Genomic DNA, 15,913 nt, shown 5'->3' with positions numbered 1-15,913 from the left:
AAACGCCCGGTTACATTCCGAACCCGGAAGCTAAGCCTTACAGCGCCGATGGTACTGCAGGGGGGACCCTGTGGGAGAGTAGGACGCCGCCGAACTCCTTTTAGAGCTCTGGCTCTTGGGCACGCAGCCCGAGGGCCAGAGCTTTTTTGCGTTGAGGTAGGGTCAGGGGGCATCGTAGGTACGTTTCCCACTGGAGGCCCCCGGGTGGAGGTCCAGGAGACCCGTGTCCAAACGGACCGAGTCCTCACCATCCCCAACATCCTCAGCATGGCGCGGCTCGTTGGCGTGCCGCTGTTCCTGTGGCTGATTCTGAGGCCCGAGTTCGGCGGGCCGAAGAGTGACGGCTGGGCGCTTCTGGTGCTGGCTCTGAGCGGCGTCAGCGACTACCTGGACGGCAAGCTCGCGCGGCGTTGGAACCAGATCAGCAGCCTTGGCCGGCTGCTCGATCCCGCCGCCGACCGGCTCTACATTCTCTCGACATTGGTCGGCCTGACGTGGCGCGAGATTCTGCCCATCTGGTTGACCGCTGTACTTTTGGCGCGAGAGCTGGTTCTGCTGGTGATGGTGGGCATCCTCAGGCGTCACGGCTATCCGCCGCCGCAGGTGAACTTCCTTGGGAAGGCCGCCACGTTCAACTTGATGTATGCCTTCCCGCTGTTGCTGCTCAGTGACGGAAGTGGATGGATCCACTCACTCGCTGCTATTTTCGGATGGGCGTTCGCCGGATGGGGTACGACGCTGTACTGGTGGGCAGGAGTCCTGTACGTGGTACAGGTCCGCCGCCTGGTCCGTGCGGACGCCATGGCCGATGGAACTCGCGGATTGAAGCGGGCGTAGCGGCTCGATGGCCCGCTGTGGAAAAGTGCGGGACAATCTGGACGGGTGAAGTCGGCTAGACCGTCGTCTCTTAGAGGAGGACGCTTCCGACATGAAGGCCGTCGTGATGGCCGGTGGCGAAGGCACGCGCCTGCGCCCCATGACCTCAAGCATGCCCAAGCCGCTCCTGCCGGTGGCCAACCGGCCGATCATGGAGCACGTTCTGCGGCTGCTCAAAAGGCATGGGCTGAATGAGACCGTCGTAACAGTTCAGTTCCTGGCCTCACTGGTCAAGAACTACTTCGGTGACGGTGAAGAGCTCGGAATGGAGCTCAGCTATGCCAATGAGGAGAAGCCACTCGGTACCGCCGGAAGCGTCAAGAACGCCGAAGAGGCGTTGAAGGACGATGCTTTCCTGGTCATCTCCGGTGATGCCCTGACCGACTTCGACCTCACGGAGTTGATCAATTTCCACAAGGAAAAGGGTGCACTCGTCACCGTCTGCTTGACGCGCGTGCCCAATCCGCTGGAATTCGGCATCACGATTGTCGACGAGGAGGGGCGGGTCGAGCGCTTCCTCGAGAAGCCGACCTGGGGGCAGGTCTTCTCGGACACCGTGAACACCGGCATCTATGTCATGGAGCCCGAGGTCTTCGACTATGTCGACCCCGACGTTCCCGTGGACTGGTCCGGCGATGTCTTCCCGCAGTTGATGAAGGAGGGCAAGCCGATCTATGGGTTCGTCGCGGAGGGGTACTGGGAGGACGTCGGCACGCACGAGAGTTATGTGAAGGCGCAGGCCGACGTCCTGGAGGGCAAGGTCGACGTCGAGATCGACGGCTTCGAGATTTCCCCGGGTGTGTGGGTGGCGGAAGGCGCCGAGGTGCATCCCGACGCCGTTCTCCGTGGCCCGTTGTACATCGGGGACTACGCCAAGGTCGAGGCGGGGGCGGAAATCCGCGAGCACACCGTGGTCGGCTCGAACGTCGTTGTGAAGAGCGGGGCGTTTCTCCACAAGGCTGTTGTCCACGACAACGTGTACGTCGGGCAGCACAGCAACCTGCGCGGTTGCGTCGTCGGAAAGAACACCGACATCATGCGCGCGGCCAGGATCGAGGATGGCGCGGTCATCGGTGACGAGTGCCTGATCGGTGAAGAATCGATCGTTCAGGGCAACGTGCGTGTCTATCCGTTCAAGACGATCGAAGCCGGTGCCTTCGTCAACACATCGGTCATCTGGGAGTCGAGGGGGCAGGCGCATCTCTTCGGTGCCCGTGGCGTCTCCGGAATCCTGAACGTGGAGATCACGCCCGAGCTCGCTGTGCGCCTCGCCGGCGCCTATGCGACGACCCTCAAGAAGGGGTCCACCGTCACCACGGCCCGCGACCACTCCCGCGGTGCCCGGGCACTGAAGCGGGCGGTCATCTCCGCGCTGCAGGCCAGCGCCATCGACGTACGAGATCTGGAGAACGTCCCGCTGCCCGTGGCGCGGCAGCAGACCGCGCGGGGTAGTGCCGGAGGGATCATGATCCGGACGACGCCCGGGGTGCCGGATTCCGTGGACATCATGTTCTTCGACGGTCAGGGGGCCGACCTGTCGCAGGCCAGTCAGCGGAAGCTGGACCGGGTCTTCGCGAGGCAGGAGTACCGGCGTGCGTTCCCGGGAGAGATCGGGGACCTGCACTTCCCGGCCAGTGTCTTCGACTCGTACACCGGGTCGTTGCTGCGGAACGTCGATACGACAGGGATCTCGGAGTCCGGGCTCAAGGTCGTTGTCGACGCATCGAACGGCAGTGCGGGGCTCGTGCTCCCCAGCCTGCTCGGCAAGCTCGGGGTGGACTCGCTGACCATCAATCCCGGTCTCGACGAGTCCAGGCCCACGGAGTCGGCGGATGCGCGGCGGTCTGGGTTGGTGCGGCTGGGAGAGATCGTGGCCTCCGCGAGGGCCGCGTTCGGGGTGAGGTTCGATCCGGTCGGTGAGCGGCTGTCGCTGGTCGACGAGAAGGGGCGGATCGTCGAGGACGACCGGGCTCTGCTCGTCATGCTCGATCTCGTGGCTGCGGAGCGGCGCAGCGGGCGGGTCGCGTTGCCGGTGACCACCACGCGGATCGCCGAGCAGGTGGCGGCGTATCACGGGACACAGGTGGAGTGGACGACGACCTCGCCCGACGACCTGACGCGAGTCGGTCGCGACGACACGACGATCTTCGGTGGTGACGGCAAGGGCGGGTTCATCGTCCCCGAGTTCAGCAGTGTGTTCGACGGTACGGCCGCCTTCGTGCGGCTGATCGGGCTGGTGGCGCGGACGCAGCTCACGCTCAGCCAGATCGACGCGCGGATCCCGCGGGCGCATGTCATCAAGCGCGATCTGGCGACTCCCTGGGCGGTGAAGGGGCTTGTGATGCGCCGGGTCGTCGAGGCGGCCGGAGATCGCTTTGTCGATACCACCGACGGCGTGCGGGTCGTGGAGACCGATGGGCGCTGGGTGATGGTGCTGCCCGACCCGGCCGAGGCGGTCACCCATCTGTGGGCCGAAGGGCCCGACGACGCGTCCGCGCAGGCACTCCTCGACGAGTGGTCGGCGATCGTGGACAGCGCCGGCCGCTGAGCAGGCGGCACGCGCGCGTGCCGGACAGGTGTCCCCAAGGGGTCTGTCCGGCACGCCGGTGGGGCCATTCGGAGGTAGTGGTCGCGACGTGCGACGATGTGCGGCATGCCGCAGCCCCCCGTTCGGAGCACACCTACGCCCCCCTCGCGCCCGGACGCGTCCATGTCGCTGCTCACCAACGTCATGGATCACAGCCTCGACGACGGTTACGCCGAGGCCGCCGCCCGGAAGAAGGCCGCAGGCGGCGGGGGCCTGCCCAAGACCCTCAGGGCGAAGCTCGGGCTGGCCGCCGGACTGGTGCTCGCGGCGCTCGTGGTGACCGTGGGAGCCGCGCAGGCACGGGTCGCGGCACCGGTCATGGCCAAGGAGCGCGAGGAACTGGTCGACCGCATCGACCGGGAGACCGCGGCGGCGGACGATCTGGAGGAGACCGTCGACAAGCTGCGCGATGATGTGAGCGCGCGGCAGCGCGAGGCGCTGAAGGCGACCGGTGACAGTGATCAGGCGGAGTTGGTGGGCATCCTGGCGGGCGCCGTCGAGGTGCACGGGCCAGGCGTGAAGCTGGTGGTGAACGACGCGAAGGAAGCCTCCACGGGCGCCGACGGTGACCCGCGCGGGACGTCCGGGTTCTCCGACACCGGGCGGGTGCGCGACCGCGACATGCAGCGCGTGGTCAACGGGCTGTGGGAGTCGGGCGCCGAGGCCATCTCCATCAACGGGCAGCGGCTGACTGCCCTGTCGGCGATCAGGGCCGCGGGTGACGCGATACTGGTCGACAACAAACCGCTGGTTCCGCCGTACACGGTGCTCGCGGTGGGGGACGGGCAGCGGTTGAGCACCAGGTTCCAGGACAGCGCCGACGGGCTGTATCTGCACGCGCTGCAGGAGAACTTCGGGATCAGGACCAACATCTCCGTGCAGGAGGACCTCCGGCTGCCCGCCGCACCGAGTGTGATCGTACGTACTGCACAGCCGAACACCGAGAAAACCGAGAAGGGCACATCGTGATCGCCGTACTGGGCCTCGTCGTAGGAGTCGTGGCCGGCCTTTTGGTCCGGCCTGAGGTTCCGGCGGTCGTCGAGCCTTACCTGCCGATCGCCGTCGTGGCGGCCCTCGACGCCGTCTTCGGAGGTCTGCGCGCCATGCTCGACGGCATCTTCGACGACAAGGTCTTCGTCGTGTCGTTTCTGTCCAATGTGGTCGTCGCCGCGCTGATCGTGTTCCTGGGCGACAAGTTGGGCGTGGGCGCTCAGCTGTCCACCGGTGTCGTCGTGGTCCTCGGCATCCGCATCTTCTCCAACGCCGCGGCGATTCGCCGGCACGTGTTCCGGGCGTGAGGCCGATGAGCAACCACGACGAGACAGCCGAGAACAGGCTGCGCAAGGAGCTGCCCGAAGAGGTTCCCGCCGGCGCGGCCGAGGTTGTGGCGGCCTCCGGGGAGCAGGAGGCCGAGCGGACCGAGCTGACCGGGCGGCAACGGTTGGCAAAGGGCCTGTGGCCGCCGAGGGTCACTCGGGCCCAACTCATCGTCGCCGTGCTGCTGTTCGGCCTCGGTTTCGGCCTCGCCGTCCAGGTCGCGTCGAACAGCGACGGGGACAGCGCCCTGCGTGGGGCACGTCAGGAAGATCTCGTTCGCATCCTCGATGAACTGGATGACCGTACTCAGCGTCTTGAGGACGAGAAGCAAGGTCTCGAGAAACAGCGCGACGAGCTGGAGAACAGCTCGAACCAGGCCGAGGAGGCCCGCAAGCAGACGGTCGAGAAGGAGAGGCAACTCGGCATTCTGGCGGGCACGGTGGCCGCGCAGGGACCTGGCATCACGATGACCATCGACGACACGAAGGGGACGGTCGAGGCGGACATGCTGCTCGACGCGATCCAGGAACTGCGCGCGGCCGGCGCGGAGGCGATCCAGGTGAACGGCGTACGCGTCGTCGCCGGCACCTATCTGACGGATTCCGGCAACAGCGTGAGCGTCGACGGGAACAAGATCAACGCTCCCTATCGTTTCAAGGTCATCGGCAAGCCGCAGGACCTCGAACCGGCGCTCAACATCCCTGGAGGCGTGGTGCAGACTCTCGAGAAGGAGCAGGCCACCGTGACCATCGAGCGGTCGGACAAGATCGTCGTGGACGCCTTGCGAGCGGCGAAGCGGCCTGACTACGCTCGGTCGTCCTCCCAGTGAACCGGCGGTGCATGGGGGACGTCCGACGAGGGCATGAGGTTGCGGGGGGTCGGCGCACCGAATGGGTGGTGCGTGGTGGAAACTGTCTGGTGGAGACGGACGTTGTGAGGATGTCCGGGTCGGCCAGTAGGTTCAGTCAGGGTTCGTCCTGCCCCACGGGCGGGTCTGTTTCGGTCAAGGGGAATCGCCCGTGAAGTTGTTTGCGAAGTTGTTCGGCAAGAGCGCGCGAGAGGGCAGCGACAACGCGACCGCTCGTCACCGCGCGCAGGGGGACGATCAAGGTCAGCGCCCGCTGTTCAGGGACCAGGTGCCTGGTCCGGGCGGTGACATTTCCGGAGGCCAGGGCGCGCCGTCGGTTGACCCTGGCCAGTCCGGCGGCATAGGTTTCGGACAACCGTCAACCTCAAGTACGGGTGGAGGGTTTTCCCCGATGTCGGCCCTGGTGTGTACGAGGTGCGGTAACCGCAACGCGGAGAACAGCCGCTTCTGTTCCAACTGCGGCGCTCCGCTGCGGGGCGGTACGCCGGAGCGTCCGTCCGAGACCACCTCCACGATCTCCATCTCCGGCCTTGAGGCCTACGACGCCGAGGCCACCGGTCAGACACCGATTCCGGCCCTGTCTCCCGAGGCGCAGGCGGCCGTCGACGCGTTGCCGCTGGGCTCCGCGCTGCTGGTGGTGCGCCGCGGTCCGAACTCGGGCAGCCGCTTCCTCCTGGACAGCGATCTGACCACGGCCGGGCGGCACCCGCAGAGCGACATCTTCCTGGACGACGTGACGGTCTCCCGTCGACACGTGGAGTTCCGTCGCGGCCAGGACGGTTCGTTCACGGTGGCCGATGTCGGCAGCCTCAACGGCACGTACGTCAACCGCGAGCGGATCGACCAGGTCGCTCTGCACAACGGCGACGAGGTGCAGATCGGCAAGTACCGGCTGGTCTTCTACGCGAGCCAGCGGGGCTACTGACCCTCCCCCGGATGCCGTCCGGGGAGACCCAGGGAAGGTCCATGCTGAAAACACCGAGCGGCGGTGCCGGGCACGGCACCGCCGCCACGGACAGTCGGCTGATGAGCATCGGCACGGTCCTGAACGTGCTGCGTGAGGAATTCCCTGACATCACCATCTCCAAGATCCGTTTTCTGGAGTCGGAGGGCCTCGTCGAGCCGCAGCGGACCCCGTCGGGGTACCGCAAGTTCAGCGCGCAGGACGTCGAGCGGCTCGGGCACGTACTGCGGATGCAGCGGGACCACTATCTGCCGCTGAAGGTCATCCGCGAGCACCTGGACGCCATGGAGCGCGGCGAGGCCGCGGCCCTGCCGACTCTGTGCCGCCAGCGTGCCGGCGATACCGTCCTGGAGCCGGTCGAGGGGCCCACGGCGGCCCGGATAGGCCGGGCCGAGCTGCTTGCCGCTGCAGGGATCGGTGAGCGGGAACTCGAGGAATGGGAGTCGTACGGCCTGATCGGTCCGTTGCCGGACGGGGTGTACGACGCGGAGGCGGTCACTGTGGCCGCACTCATCGCCGAGCTGGGGCGGTTCGGGATCGAGCCAAGGCATCTGCGGGTGATGAAGGCTGCCGCCGACCGCGAGGCGGGACTCGTGGACCAGGTCGTGGCGCCGCTGAGGCGGCACCGCAATCCGCAGACCAGGGCGCACGCGGAGGCCCGTGCGAAGGAGCTGGCGGGGCTCACGGTGAAGCTGCACGCCGCGCTGGTGCAGACCGCTCTCGGGGTGCGGCTGCCCTGAAGCGGGGTTGCCCGGGGAGGCCGTATCAGCCGCCCGTTCTCGGCTCGACTACCCAAACGTCCCGAGCACGGCCTAGGGTTGCTGTGTGAACGAGCTCGATGTCGTAGGTGTCCGGGTCGAAATGCCCTCCAACCAACCGATCGTGCTCCTGCGTGAAGTGGGAGGCGACCGCTACCTCCCCATCTGGATCGGGCCGGGGGAGGCGACGGCGATCGCCTTTGCCCAGCAGGGCATGGCCCCCGCGCGACCGCTGACCCACGACCTGTTCAAGGACGTGCTGGAGGCCGTCGGTCAGGAGCTCACCGAAGTACGCATCACGGACCTGCGTGAGGGCGTCTTCTATGCCGAGCTGGTCTTCGCCAGCGGGGTCGAGGTGAGCGCCCGCCCGTCCGATGCCATAGCGCTGGCCCTGCGCACCGGAACGCCGATCTACGGCAGCGACGGAGTGCTCGACGACGCCGGCATCGCGATTCCGGACGAGCAGGAGGACGAGGTGGAGAAGTTCCGCGAGTTCCTCGACCAGATCTCGCCCGAGGACTTCGGGACCAGCAGTCAGTGAGGCGGCGTGGGCGGCTCGGCGGGCTCGCGGTCCGTGACGGCGCGGCCCCCAGCCGGTCATGGCTCAAATGCCGGCATTTGCCAGCGGCGAGTAAGAGCGTCCTGAGGCCTGCTCCGAGCGCATTCGGCTAGCCTTTCCCCGCGGTGGGGTGCGGGAAACCACTCCTAGGGTGATTATCACTCGGCGTGCCGAGTGTGGCGATCGTTGACGCACCCCTGGTGACTGCCTACCGTCGAGAAGGCAGGTCAAGGACGGAGGTCGGCGTGAGCAGCAGCGGCGACGGTATGGCTGGGGGTGCCCCCGGACGCGGTCTCGGGGCGAGCAGTCCGTACTCTCCCCCGAGCTCTCAGCTGCGTTCGGCCGATCACGCTGTGCAGCGACCGACGGCCGTGCCGAGCAGCGGCGGAGGGGCGGCGTCCATGGCATCCGAGCAGATCGGTTATCGCGGTCCGACGGCGTGTGCGGCCGCCGGTATCACCTACCGGCAACTCGACTACTGGGCGCGTACCGGCCTCGTCGAGCCGAGCGTGCGGCCGGCTTACGGGTCGGGGACGCAGCGGCTGTACAGCTTCCGGGACGTCGTCGTCCTGAAGATCGTCAAGCGGTTTCTCGACACCGGTGTGTCGCTGCAGAACATTCGCACCGCCGTGCAGCATCTGCGGGAGCGGGGCTTTTGTGATCTGGAGCGCATGACGCTGATGAGCGACGGTGCGACGGTGTACGAGTGCACGTCGCCGGACGAGGTGCACGCGCTCCTCCAGGGTGGGCAGGGGATCTTCGGGATCGCCGTGGGTGTGGTGTGGCGGGACGTCGAGAGTGCGTTGTCGCAGCTGCACGGGGAGCGCATCGACACCGGCGAGACGCTGATCGGGCACCATCCTGCGGACGAGCTGGCTCGGCGGCGTAACCGGGCGGGCTGAGCGGTCTTCACGAGCTGCGCCGAGGCGCCCCGCGGTGGTGACAGGCGACGAGGTTCGGCGGTCGGCAGACGGCGGAGCAGGCGGTCGTAGCAGGGCATTGTCAGTGGCGTGAGGCAGCATCGGAGATGTGAGGAACGCGCCTACGATCCTGCATCTCGACATGGATGCCTTCTACGCCTCGGTGGAGCAGGCATCCAAGCCGAGCCTGCGCGGGAAGGCCGTGATCGTGGGCGGGCTCGGGCCGCGGGGAGTCGTCGCCACCGCGTCCTACGAGGCCAGGGTGTTCGGGGTGCACTCGGCGATGCCGATGGCCCAGGCGCGACGGCTGGCGCCGAACGCCGCGTATCTCGTGCCGCGCTTCGGGATCTACCGTGACATCAGCGAGCAGGTGATGGGGCTGCTGCGGGAGCTGTCGCCGTTGGTGGAGCCGCTGAGCCTGGACGAGGCCTTCGTGGATCTGGAGGCCGGGGGAGTGGCCTGGGACGCGGAGTCTGCGCGGCTGGTGGGGACGCAGCTGCGCGCCGACATACGGGCGGTGACCGGGCTTGCGGGGTCGGTGGGGCTGGCCGCGTCCAAGATGCTGGCGAAGATCGCCTCGGAGCAGGCCAAGCCGGACGGGCTGGTGCTGATCGAGCCGGGAACCGAGAGGGCGTTGCTCGGGCCGATGTCGGTGCGGACGTTGCCAGGGGTCGGGCCGGCGACGGGGGACCATCTGCGGCGCGCCGGGATCCACACGGTCGACGAGATCGCCGAGGCGGGTGAGGACGAGCTCGTGCGGCTGCTCGGCAAGGCGCATGGGCACGCCCTGTATGCCATGGCGCTGGCGCAGGACGAGCGGCCTGTGGTGGCCGAGCGGGAGGCCAAGTCGGTGTCGGTCGAGGACACGTACGACGTGGACATCCACGATCGGGTTCGGGTGGGACTGGAGGTGCAGCGGCTCGCGGATCGGTGTGTGCGGCGGCTGCGGGCGGCGGGGTTGTCCGGGCGGACCATCGTGCTGAAGGTGCGGCGGTACGACTTCTCCACGCTGACGCGTTCCGAGACGCTGCGGGGGCCTACGGATGATCCGGCCGTGGTGCGGGAGGCGGCGGCGCGGCTGCTGGATGCGGTGGACACGACGGGGGGTGTGCGGTTGCTGGGGGTCGGGGTCAGTGGGCTGGCCGACTACACGCAGGAGGATCTGTTCGCGCAGGCGGCGGGAGCGGCGGGAGCGGCGGGGGAGCGGGTCGAGTACACCGAGGAGGAGGGCGGGCACGAGGAGGCTGCGGAGGAGCGGCGGGATGTGTCTGTCGAGCGGCGGTGGGTTGCGGGGCATGACGTGCGGCATGTCGAGTACGGGCATGGGTGGGTGCAGGGGAGTGGGCTTGGGCGGGTGACGGTGCGGTTTGAGACGCCTGGGTCCGAGCCGGGGCGGGTGCGGACGTTTCGGGTGGACGATCCGGGGTTGGAGGGGGCGGATCCGTTGCCGTTGGTGTCGGGGAGGCCTGGAGGGGCTGGGAGAGGTGGGGCTGGTCGGGTTGGTGACGGGGGTTCGGAGACGGAAGTCGGTCTAGGGGAGGCTAAGGGCGGGGGCTTGGGGGAGACGCCTGCGGTGCCTGGGTAGGGCGGCGGGGTGCGCCGGCGTTGTTGCTCGCCCGGCGTGGGGGCCGGGCGGGGGTGGGTTCGCTCGCCCGCGCTGGCGGGGTGCCGCTGCGCCCACCCGTGCCGCCCCAGCGGCACGACTGCCCGCAGCTGCGTGGGAGAGGGGATGCCGCGTGCCGGGTGGGCTGGGTTGGCGGCGCGACCGGCTGCGTCGGAGAGGGGCGCCGTCTGCTGGGTGGGCGTGGGCGCGGTGGCGTGACTGTCTGCAGCTGTGTGGGGTGGAGGGTGCCCTGTGCGGGTGGGCGTCGGCTCAGGGGTGCCGTGTGTGGGGTGGGCGTCGGCTCAGGGGTGCCGTGTGTGGGGTGGGCGTCGGCTCAGGGGTGCCGTGTGTGGGGTGGGCGTCGGCTCAGGGGTGCCGTGTGTCGGGTGGGGCGTCGGCTTGGGGTACGGCTGGCTGCAGTTGCGTGAGGTTTAGGGCGGTGTCGGGTCGGCGGCGGTGCTGGGCGAAATTCAGTGGGTGGGTGTCGGCTCGGGGGAGCTGTGGCGGGTGAGCGGTGTGCTGTCAGGGTGGCAGGCCGCGGTGGCGTTGGTGTGGGAGGTCGTCCGACGGGGGGTGTCGACGTCGTGCGGCGGCTGGTCAGGGCTGGGGGAGGGCGGGTTTGTTTGGGGTGGGAGGCCTGTGGGTGGGATAGGCGGCGTTGGCGTGGTCAGCGGTGGGGGTGGGGCGTCTTGGGGCCCTTGTCGTTCGGGGTCTCCGTGCCTGCCAGCTTGCCGAAGTCCCGGTCCGGGGGTGGGGGTGGTGCGGCCACGTCCAGGCCGTAGTGGTGGTAGAGCTGGAGTTCCTGTTCGGGGGAGAGGTGGCGGCCTACGCCGAAGTCGGGGGCGTCCTTGATCAGGGCGCGGTCGAAGGGGACGTGGAGGGTGCCCTCCACCAGTTCGCTGGGCTCCAGGGGGACGAAGGCGTCCCGGGAGAAGAGGCCGGTGCGTATCGCGGCCCACTCCGGCACTCCGGTCGCGTCGTCGAGGTAGACCTCGTCGATGGTGCCGATCTTGGTGCCGTTGCGGTCGAAGGCCTTGCGGCCGATCAGGTTGCGCGGATCGATGTCGGTCTGCACGGGCCCTCCACTTGGTCGCAACTCATCCGTAAGCACTACGAAAAGGCACATCCGGGTGTGCGGCCACTCGAAGAACCGTGCGTTGACCCCGCTGGTAGGCTTGCTAGCGGCTGCTGACCCCGTGCGGGAGAGTCCTCCGGACACCATCCGGAGGCGCCGAAGGAGCAAATCCTCCCCGGAATCTCTCAGGCCCACGTACCGCACGGACGAGGTCACTCTGGAAAGCAGGGCGGGTGTCGACGGCTTCCGCTCTCACCGACGGTGAAAGCCGGGAACCCTTGGGTGACCCGGTGAAGCTCTCAGGTTGAGATGACAGAGGGGGAGGCCGTCCGGGTACCCGCGCCGTGGTGCCCCTCGAAGGTCGTGTCAGACCAGGAGGCCTCCGCAATGACCGCCCATCGCATTCCGCTCTCCGAGCTCGAACAGGGAATCCCTTTCGAGCAGCGTCATATTGGCCCCGATCATGAGGCTCGGGCCAAGATGCTCGCCCAGGTCGGATACGGCTCGCTCGACGAGCTCACCGCCGCCGCGGTCCCGGATGTGATCAAGAACGCCGACTCACTGGATCTGCCCGGGGCGCGTACCGAGGCCGAGGTGCTCGCTGAGCTGCGGTCGCTCGCCGACCGCAATCAGGTGCTGGACCCGATGATCGGGCTCGGGTACTACGGGACCTTCACACCGCCGGTGATCCTGCGGAACGTCATGGAGAACCCCGCCTGGTACACCGCTTACACGCCGTACCAGCCCGAGATCTCCCAGGGGCGGCTCGAGGCCCTGCTGAACTTCCAGACCATGGTGGCCGACCTCACGGGGCTGCCGACCTCCGGTGCCTCCCTGCTCGACGAGGGGACCGCCGCGGCCGAGGCCATGTCCCTGTCCCGGCGCATGGGCCGGAACAAGAGGGGGCTGTTCCTGGTCGACGCGGATGTGCTGCCGCAGACCATCGCCGTGATCGAGACCCGCGCCGAGCCCACCGGGGTGGAGGTCGTGGTCGCCGACCTCAGTGACGGCATTCCGGCCGAGATCGCCGGGCGTGAGATCAACGGCGTGCTCCTCCAGTACCCGGGCGCCTCCGGTGTCGTACGGGACATCAAGCCCGTGATCGAGCAGGCGCATGAACTCGGTGCCCTCGTCACCGTCGCCGCCGATCTGCTCGCGCTCACGCTGCTGAAGTCGCCCGGTGAGCTCGGGGCGGACATCGCAGTCGGGACGACGCAGCGGTTCGGTGTGCCGATGGGCTTCGGCGGGCCGCACGCCGGCTACATGGCCGTACACGAGAAGTTCGCGCGCAGCCTGCCCGGGCGGCTTGTCGGGGTGTCCGTCGACGCCGACGGGAACAGGGCCTACCGGCTCGCCCTGCAGACCCGTGAGCAGCACATCCGGCGGGAGAAGGCGACCAGCAACATCTGCACCGCTCAGGTGCTGCTGGCCGTGATGGCGGGGATGTACGCCGTCTACCACGGGCCCGAGGGGCTGAAGGGCATCGCCCGGCGGACCCATCGGTACGCCACGATCCTGGCCGCGGGGCTCATGGCCGGCGGGGTCGAGGTCGTGCACGGTTCCTACTTCGACACGCTGACCGTACGAGTGCCTTCGAAGGCCGCCGAGGTCGTCGCCGCGGCCCGGCAGAACGGTGTCAACCTGCGGCTCGTCGACGCCGACCACGTGTCCGTCGCGTGCGACGAGACCACCACGCGGACCCAGCTGGGCGCCGTATGGACGGCCTTCGGGGTCGAGGGTGACATCGAGGCGCTGGACGCGCAGACCGAGGACGCGCTTTCGGGCGGGCTGCTGCGCTCCGACGAGTACCTCACGCACCCCGTCTTCCACCAGCACCGCTCCGAGACGGCGATGCTGCGCTACCTGCGCAAGCTCGCCGACCGGGACTATGCGCTGGACCGCGGCATGATCCCGCTGGGCTCCTGCACGATGAAGCTCAACGCGACCACCGAGATGGAGCCGGTCACCTGGCCGGAGTTCGGGCAGCTGCACCCCTTCGCGCCCGCCGAGCAGGCGCAGGGCTATCTGACCCTCATCCGCGAGCTGGAGGAACGTCTCGCCGAGGTCACCGGCTACGACAAGGTGTCCCTGCAGCCCAACGCCGGGTCGCAGGGCGAGCTGGCCGGACTGCTCGCCGTACGCGGGTACCACCGGGCCAACGGTGACGAGCAGCGGACCGTGTGTCTGATCCCGTCGTCCGCGCACGGTACGAATGCCGCGAGTGCCGTGATGGCCGGCATGAAGGTCGTCGTCGTGAAGACCGCCGAGGACGGCGAGGTCGACGTCGAGGACCTGCGGGCGAAGATCGAGCAGTACCGTGACGAGCTGGCGGTGCTGATGATCACGTACCCGTCGACGCACGGTGTGTTCGAGGAGCACGTCGGCGATGTCTGTGCCCAGGTGCACGAGGCCGGTGGCCAGGTGTACATCGACGGGGCCAACCTCAACGCCCTGGTCGGGCTTGCCAAGCCCGGGCACTTCGGCGGCGACGTCTCCCACCTGAATCTGCACAAGACCTTCTGCATCCCGCACGGCGGTGGCGGTCCGGGCGTCGGGCCGGTGGGTGTGCGCGCGCACCTGGCGCCGTATCTGCCGAACCACCCGCTGCAGCCCGCCGCCGGGCCGGAGACGGGCGTCGGGCCGATCTCGGCCGCGCCCTGGGGTTCCGCCGGGATCCTGCCGATCTCGTGGGCGTACGTCCGGCTCATGGGCGGGGAGGGGCTCAAGCGGGCCACGCAGGTGGCGGTGCTGTCCGCCAACTACGTCGCCAAGAGGCTGGAGCCGCACTACCCGGTGCTGTACACGGGGCCGGGCGGGCTCGTCGCGCACGAGTGCATCATCGATCTGCGGCCGCTGACCAAGGCGACCGGGGTCAGCGTCGACGACGTGGCCAAGCGGCTCATCGACTACGGGTTCCATGCGCCGACGATGTCGTTCCCGGTGGCCGGGACACTGATGATCGAGCCGACCGAGTCCGAGGACCTGGCCGAACTCGACCGGTTCTGCGAGGCGATGATCGCCATCCGTGCGGAGATCGAGAAGGTCGGGTCGGGCGAGTGGCCCGCCGACGACAACCCGCTGCGGAACGCTCCGCACACCGCCGGCGCGCTGGGCGGGGAGTGGGAGCACGCGTACAGCCGTGAGGAGGCCGTGTTCCCGGCCGGTGTGTCGGCCGCCGACAAGTACTGGCCGCCGGTGCGCCGGATCGACCAGGCCTTCGGTGACCGGAACCTGGTGTGCTCCTGCCCGCCGCTGGATGCGTACGAGGACTGACGCGCGCGGGCTGACCCGCCGACGTAAGTGAGAAAGGGCTCCGCCTTGGCCGTGCCGGCCGGGCGGAGCCCTTATGCGTGTTCCCAGCGCCTGTGGGGGCCTTGTACGTCCTTTGCGTCACGCCGTGGTCAGTGCCACCTCCGTCGCCTTCACCAGGGCGACCACGGGGGTTCCGGGGGACAGGGCGAGGTCGGTGCTGGCGTCGCTGGTGATGGCCGCGGTCAGGGCACCGCCCTCCACGGCGATCTTGACCGATGCCATGGCGGCGCCCGTGGCGAGGCCGGTGATCGTGCCGGGGATCTGGTTGCGGATGGACAGGCCCTCGACCGGGGCGGTGGCCAGGGAGATCTCCGTCGCTTTGACCAGGGCGTTCACGGCTTTGCCCGCGGTGAGGCCGAGGTCCTCGACGGCCTCCAGGGTGATCGCGGCGGTGAGGTCCTGGCCGCCGGTGAGGCGGACTTTGACCGTGGCCATGACCTCGCCCGGGGTGATGGCGGTGACCGTGCCGGGGAGCTGATTGCGGATGCTCAGGCTCATGGGGGCGCCTCGCAGACGGTGGAGTTTGTGGGGGTTTGGGCTCTTGATCCCTACCGTAGTGCGCCGTGTTGTCGGCTCACGCGCGGTCGATGTGGACGTTCGTCGACTTCACGCGGGCGGTGGCCTCCATGCCCACCTCCAGGCCCAGTTCCTCGACCGCCTCGCGGGTGAGCAGCGAGACCAGCCGGTGCGGGCCGGCCTGGATCTCGACCTGGGCCGCCACGTCGCCGAGTTTGATCGCGGTGACGATGCCGGGGAATGCGTTGCGGACCGAGGTGTACGAGGTCTCCTCCTCGCCGGCGGGCGACTTGGCGAGTTCGACGGAGAACGCGGCGAGGTCCTTGCCGTCGATGAGGCGCCGTCCGGTCTCGTCGCGATGGGTCGCCACGCGGCCCGCGTCCGCCCAGCGGCGGGCGGTGTCGGGGCTGACGCCCAGCAGCCGCGCCGCCTGGCCGATCGTGTAGGAGTGCATGCCGGTCACGATAGGGGCACCGACCGGGAACTTCGGGCGCGGGGTTGGCCGTTGGGTATAACGCGATATGGCGTTAGTGCGGCTGGTGACCTGCGATCGGGGTG

General features: G+C 68.6%; 14 protein-coding genes, 1 rRNA gene and 1 riboswitch. Of the genes, 12 read left to right on the top strand and 3 right to left on the bottom strand.

Annotated elements, in window-relative coordinates:
- From rrf to ACZ7L6_RS39540, 11 genes are all read left to right on the top strand, one after another.
- A 5S ribosomal RNA gene (rrf, locus tag ACZ7L6_RS39590) occupies window positions 1-95 on the top strand; the annotation flags it as partial.
- A gap of 109 nt (window positions 96-204) precedes the next feature.
- Window positions 205-837 (top strand): CDP-alcohol phosphatidyltransferase family protein, encoded by a 633-nt coding sequence (locus ACZ7L6_RS39585; RefSeq protein ID WP_471932699.1) that lies wholly within the window; start codon window positions 205-207, stop codon window positions 835-837.
- 91 nt (window positions 838-928) lie between these two features.
- Window positions 929-3,424: a sugar phosphate nucleotidyltransferase gene (locus ACZ7L6_RS39580; protein ID WP_471932697.1), complete on the top strand. Its 2,496-nt coding sequence runs from the start codon at window positions 929-931 to the stop codon at window positions 3,422-3,424.
- Window positions 3,425-3,520: 96 nt separating this feature from the next.
- Window positions 3,521-4,432, top strand: a complete 912-nt coding sequence (locus ACZ7L6_RS39575) for a DUF881 domain-containing protein (RefSeq protein ID WP_471932695.1) — start codon at window positions 3,521-3,523, stop codon at window positions 4,430-4,432.
- Entirely contained in the window at window positions 4,429-4,761 is a 333-nt protein-coding gene (locus tag ACZ7L6_RS39570) for a small basic family protein (RefSeq protein WP_003988855.1), read from the top strand. The genes ACZ7L6_RS39575 and ACZ7L6_RS39570 overlap by 4 nt, the downstream gene beginning before the upstream one ends.
- A gap of 5 nt (window positions 4,762-4,766) precedes the next feature.
- A complete protein-coding gene (locus tag ACZ7L6_RS39565) occupies window positions 4,767-5,609 on the top strand; it encodes a DUF881 domain-containing protein (protein ID WP_471932693.1) in 843 nt (280 codons plus the stop codon).
- 430 nt (window positions 5,610-6,039) lie between these two features.
- Entirely contained in the window at window positions 6,040-6,573 is a 534-nt protein-coding gene (locus ACZ7L6_RS39560) for an FHA domain-containing protein (protein WP_398824589.1), read from the top strand.
- 41 nt (window positions 6,574-6,614) lie between these two features.
- Window positions 6,615-7,352 carry a transcriptional regulator FtsR gene (gene ftsR, locus ACZ7L6_RS39555; RefSeq protein ID WP_471932691.1) on the top strand — a complete coding sequence of 246 codons (738 nt, stop codon included), beginning with the start codon at window positions 6,615-6,617 and terminating at the stop codon, window positions 7,350-7,352.
- Between the two features lie 85 nt (window positions 7,353-7,437).
- Window positions 7,438-7,911, top strand: coding sequence for a bifunctional nuclease family protein (locus ACZ7L6_RS39550; RefSeq protein ID WP_004002801.1), 474 nt, complete (start codon window positions 7,438-7,440; stop codon window positions 7,909-7,911).
- A 263-nt stretch (window positions 7,912-8,174) separates the two neighbouring features.
- On the top strand, window positions 8,175-8,831 hold the full coding sequence (locus ACZ7L6_RS39545) for a MerR family transcriptional regulator (protein ID WP_471932689.1): 657 nt from the start codon (window positions 8,175-8,177) through the stop codon (window positions 8,829-8,831).
- Between the two features lie 127 nt (window positions 8,832-8,958).
- Entirely contained in the window at window positions 8,959-10,434 is a 1,476-nt protein-coding gene (locus ACZ7L6_RS39540) for a DNA polymerase IV (RefSeq protein WP_471932687.1), read from the top strand.
- A 685-nt stretch (window positions 10,435-11,119) separates the two neighbouring features.
- Here the strand turns inward: ACZ7L6_RS39540 and ACZ7L6_RS39535 are convergent.
- A complete protein-coding gene (locus ACZ7L6_RS39535; RefSeq protein WP_471932685.1) occupies window positions 11,120-11,527 on the bottom strand; it encodes a PRC-barrel domain-containing protein in 408 nt (135 codons plus the stop codon).
- A gap of 114 nt (window positions 11,528-11,641) precedes the next feature.
- A riboswitch (glycine riboswitch) is annotated at window positions 11,642-11,738 on the top strand.
- Between the two features lie 176 nt (window positions 11,739-11,914).
- On the opposite strand from ACZ7L6_RS39535, the gene gcvP reads away from it, so the two are divergent.
- Window positions 11,915-14,800 carry an aminomethyl-transferring glycine dehydrogenase gene (gene gcvP, locus ACZ7L6_RS39530; protein WP_471932683.1) on the top strand — a complete coding sequence of 962 codons (2,886 nt, stop codon included), beginning with the start codon at window positions 11,915-11,917 and terminating at the stop codon, window positions 14,798-14,800.
- A 117-nt stretch (window positions 14,801-14,917) separates the two neighbouring features.
- Here gcvP and ACZ7L6_RS39525 read toward each other — a convergent pair whose 3' ends face one another.
- A complete protein-coding gene (locus ACZ7L6_RS39525; protein WP_471932681.1) occupies window positions 14,918-15,337 on the bottom strand; it encodes a TOBE domain-containing protein in 420 nt (139 codons plus the stop codon).
- Between the two features lie 76 nt (window positions 15,338-15,413).
- Entirely contained in the window at window positions 15,414-15,809 is a 396-nt protein-coding gene (locus ACZ7L6_RS39520; protein WP_471932679.1) for a TOBE domain-containing protein, read from the bottom strand.
- Window positions 15,810-15,913 lie beyond the last annotated feature (104 nt).

The sequence above is a fragment of the Streptomyces sp. NPDC107522 genome, assembly GCF_055657525.1.
The sequence above is the reverse complement of the archived record's forward strand: the minus strand, read 5'-3'. Positions and strand labels throughout refer to the sequence as shown.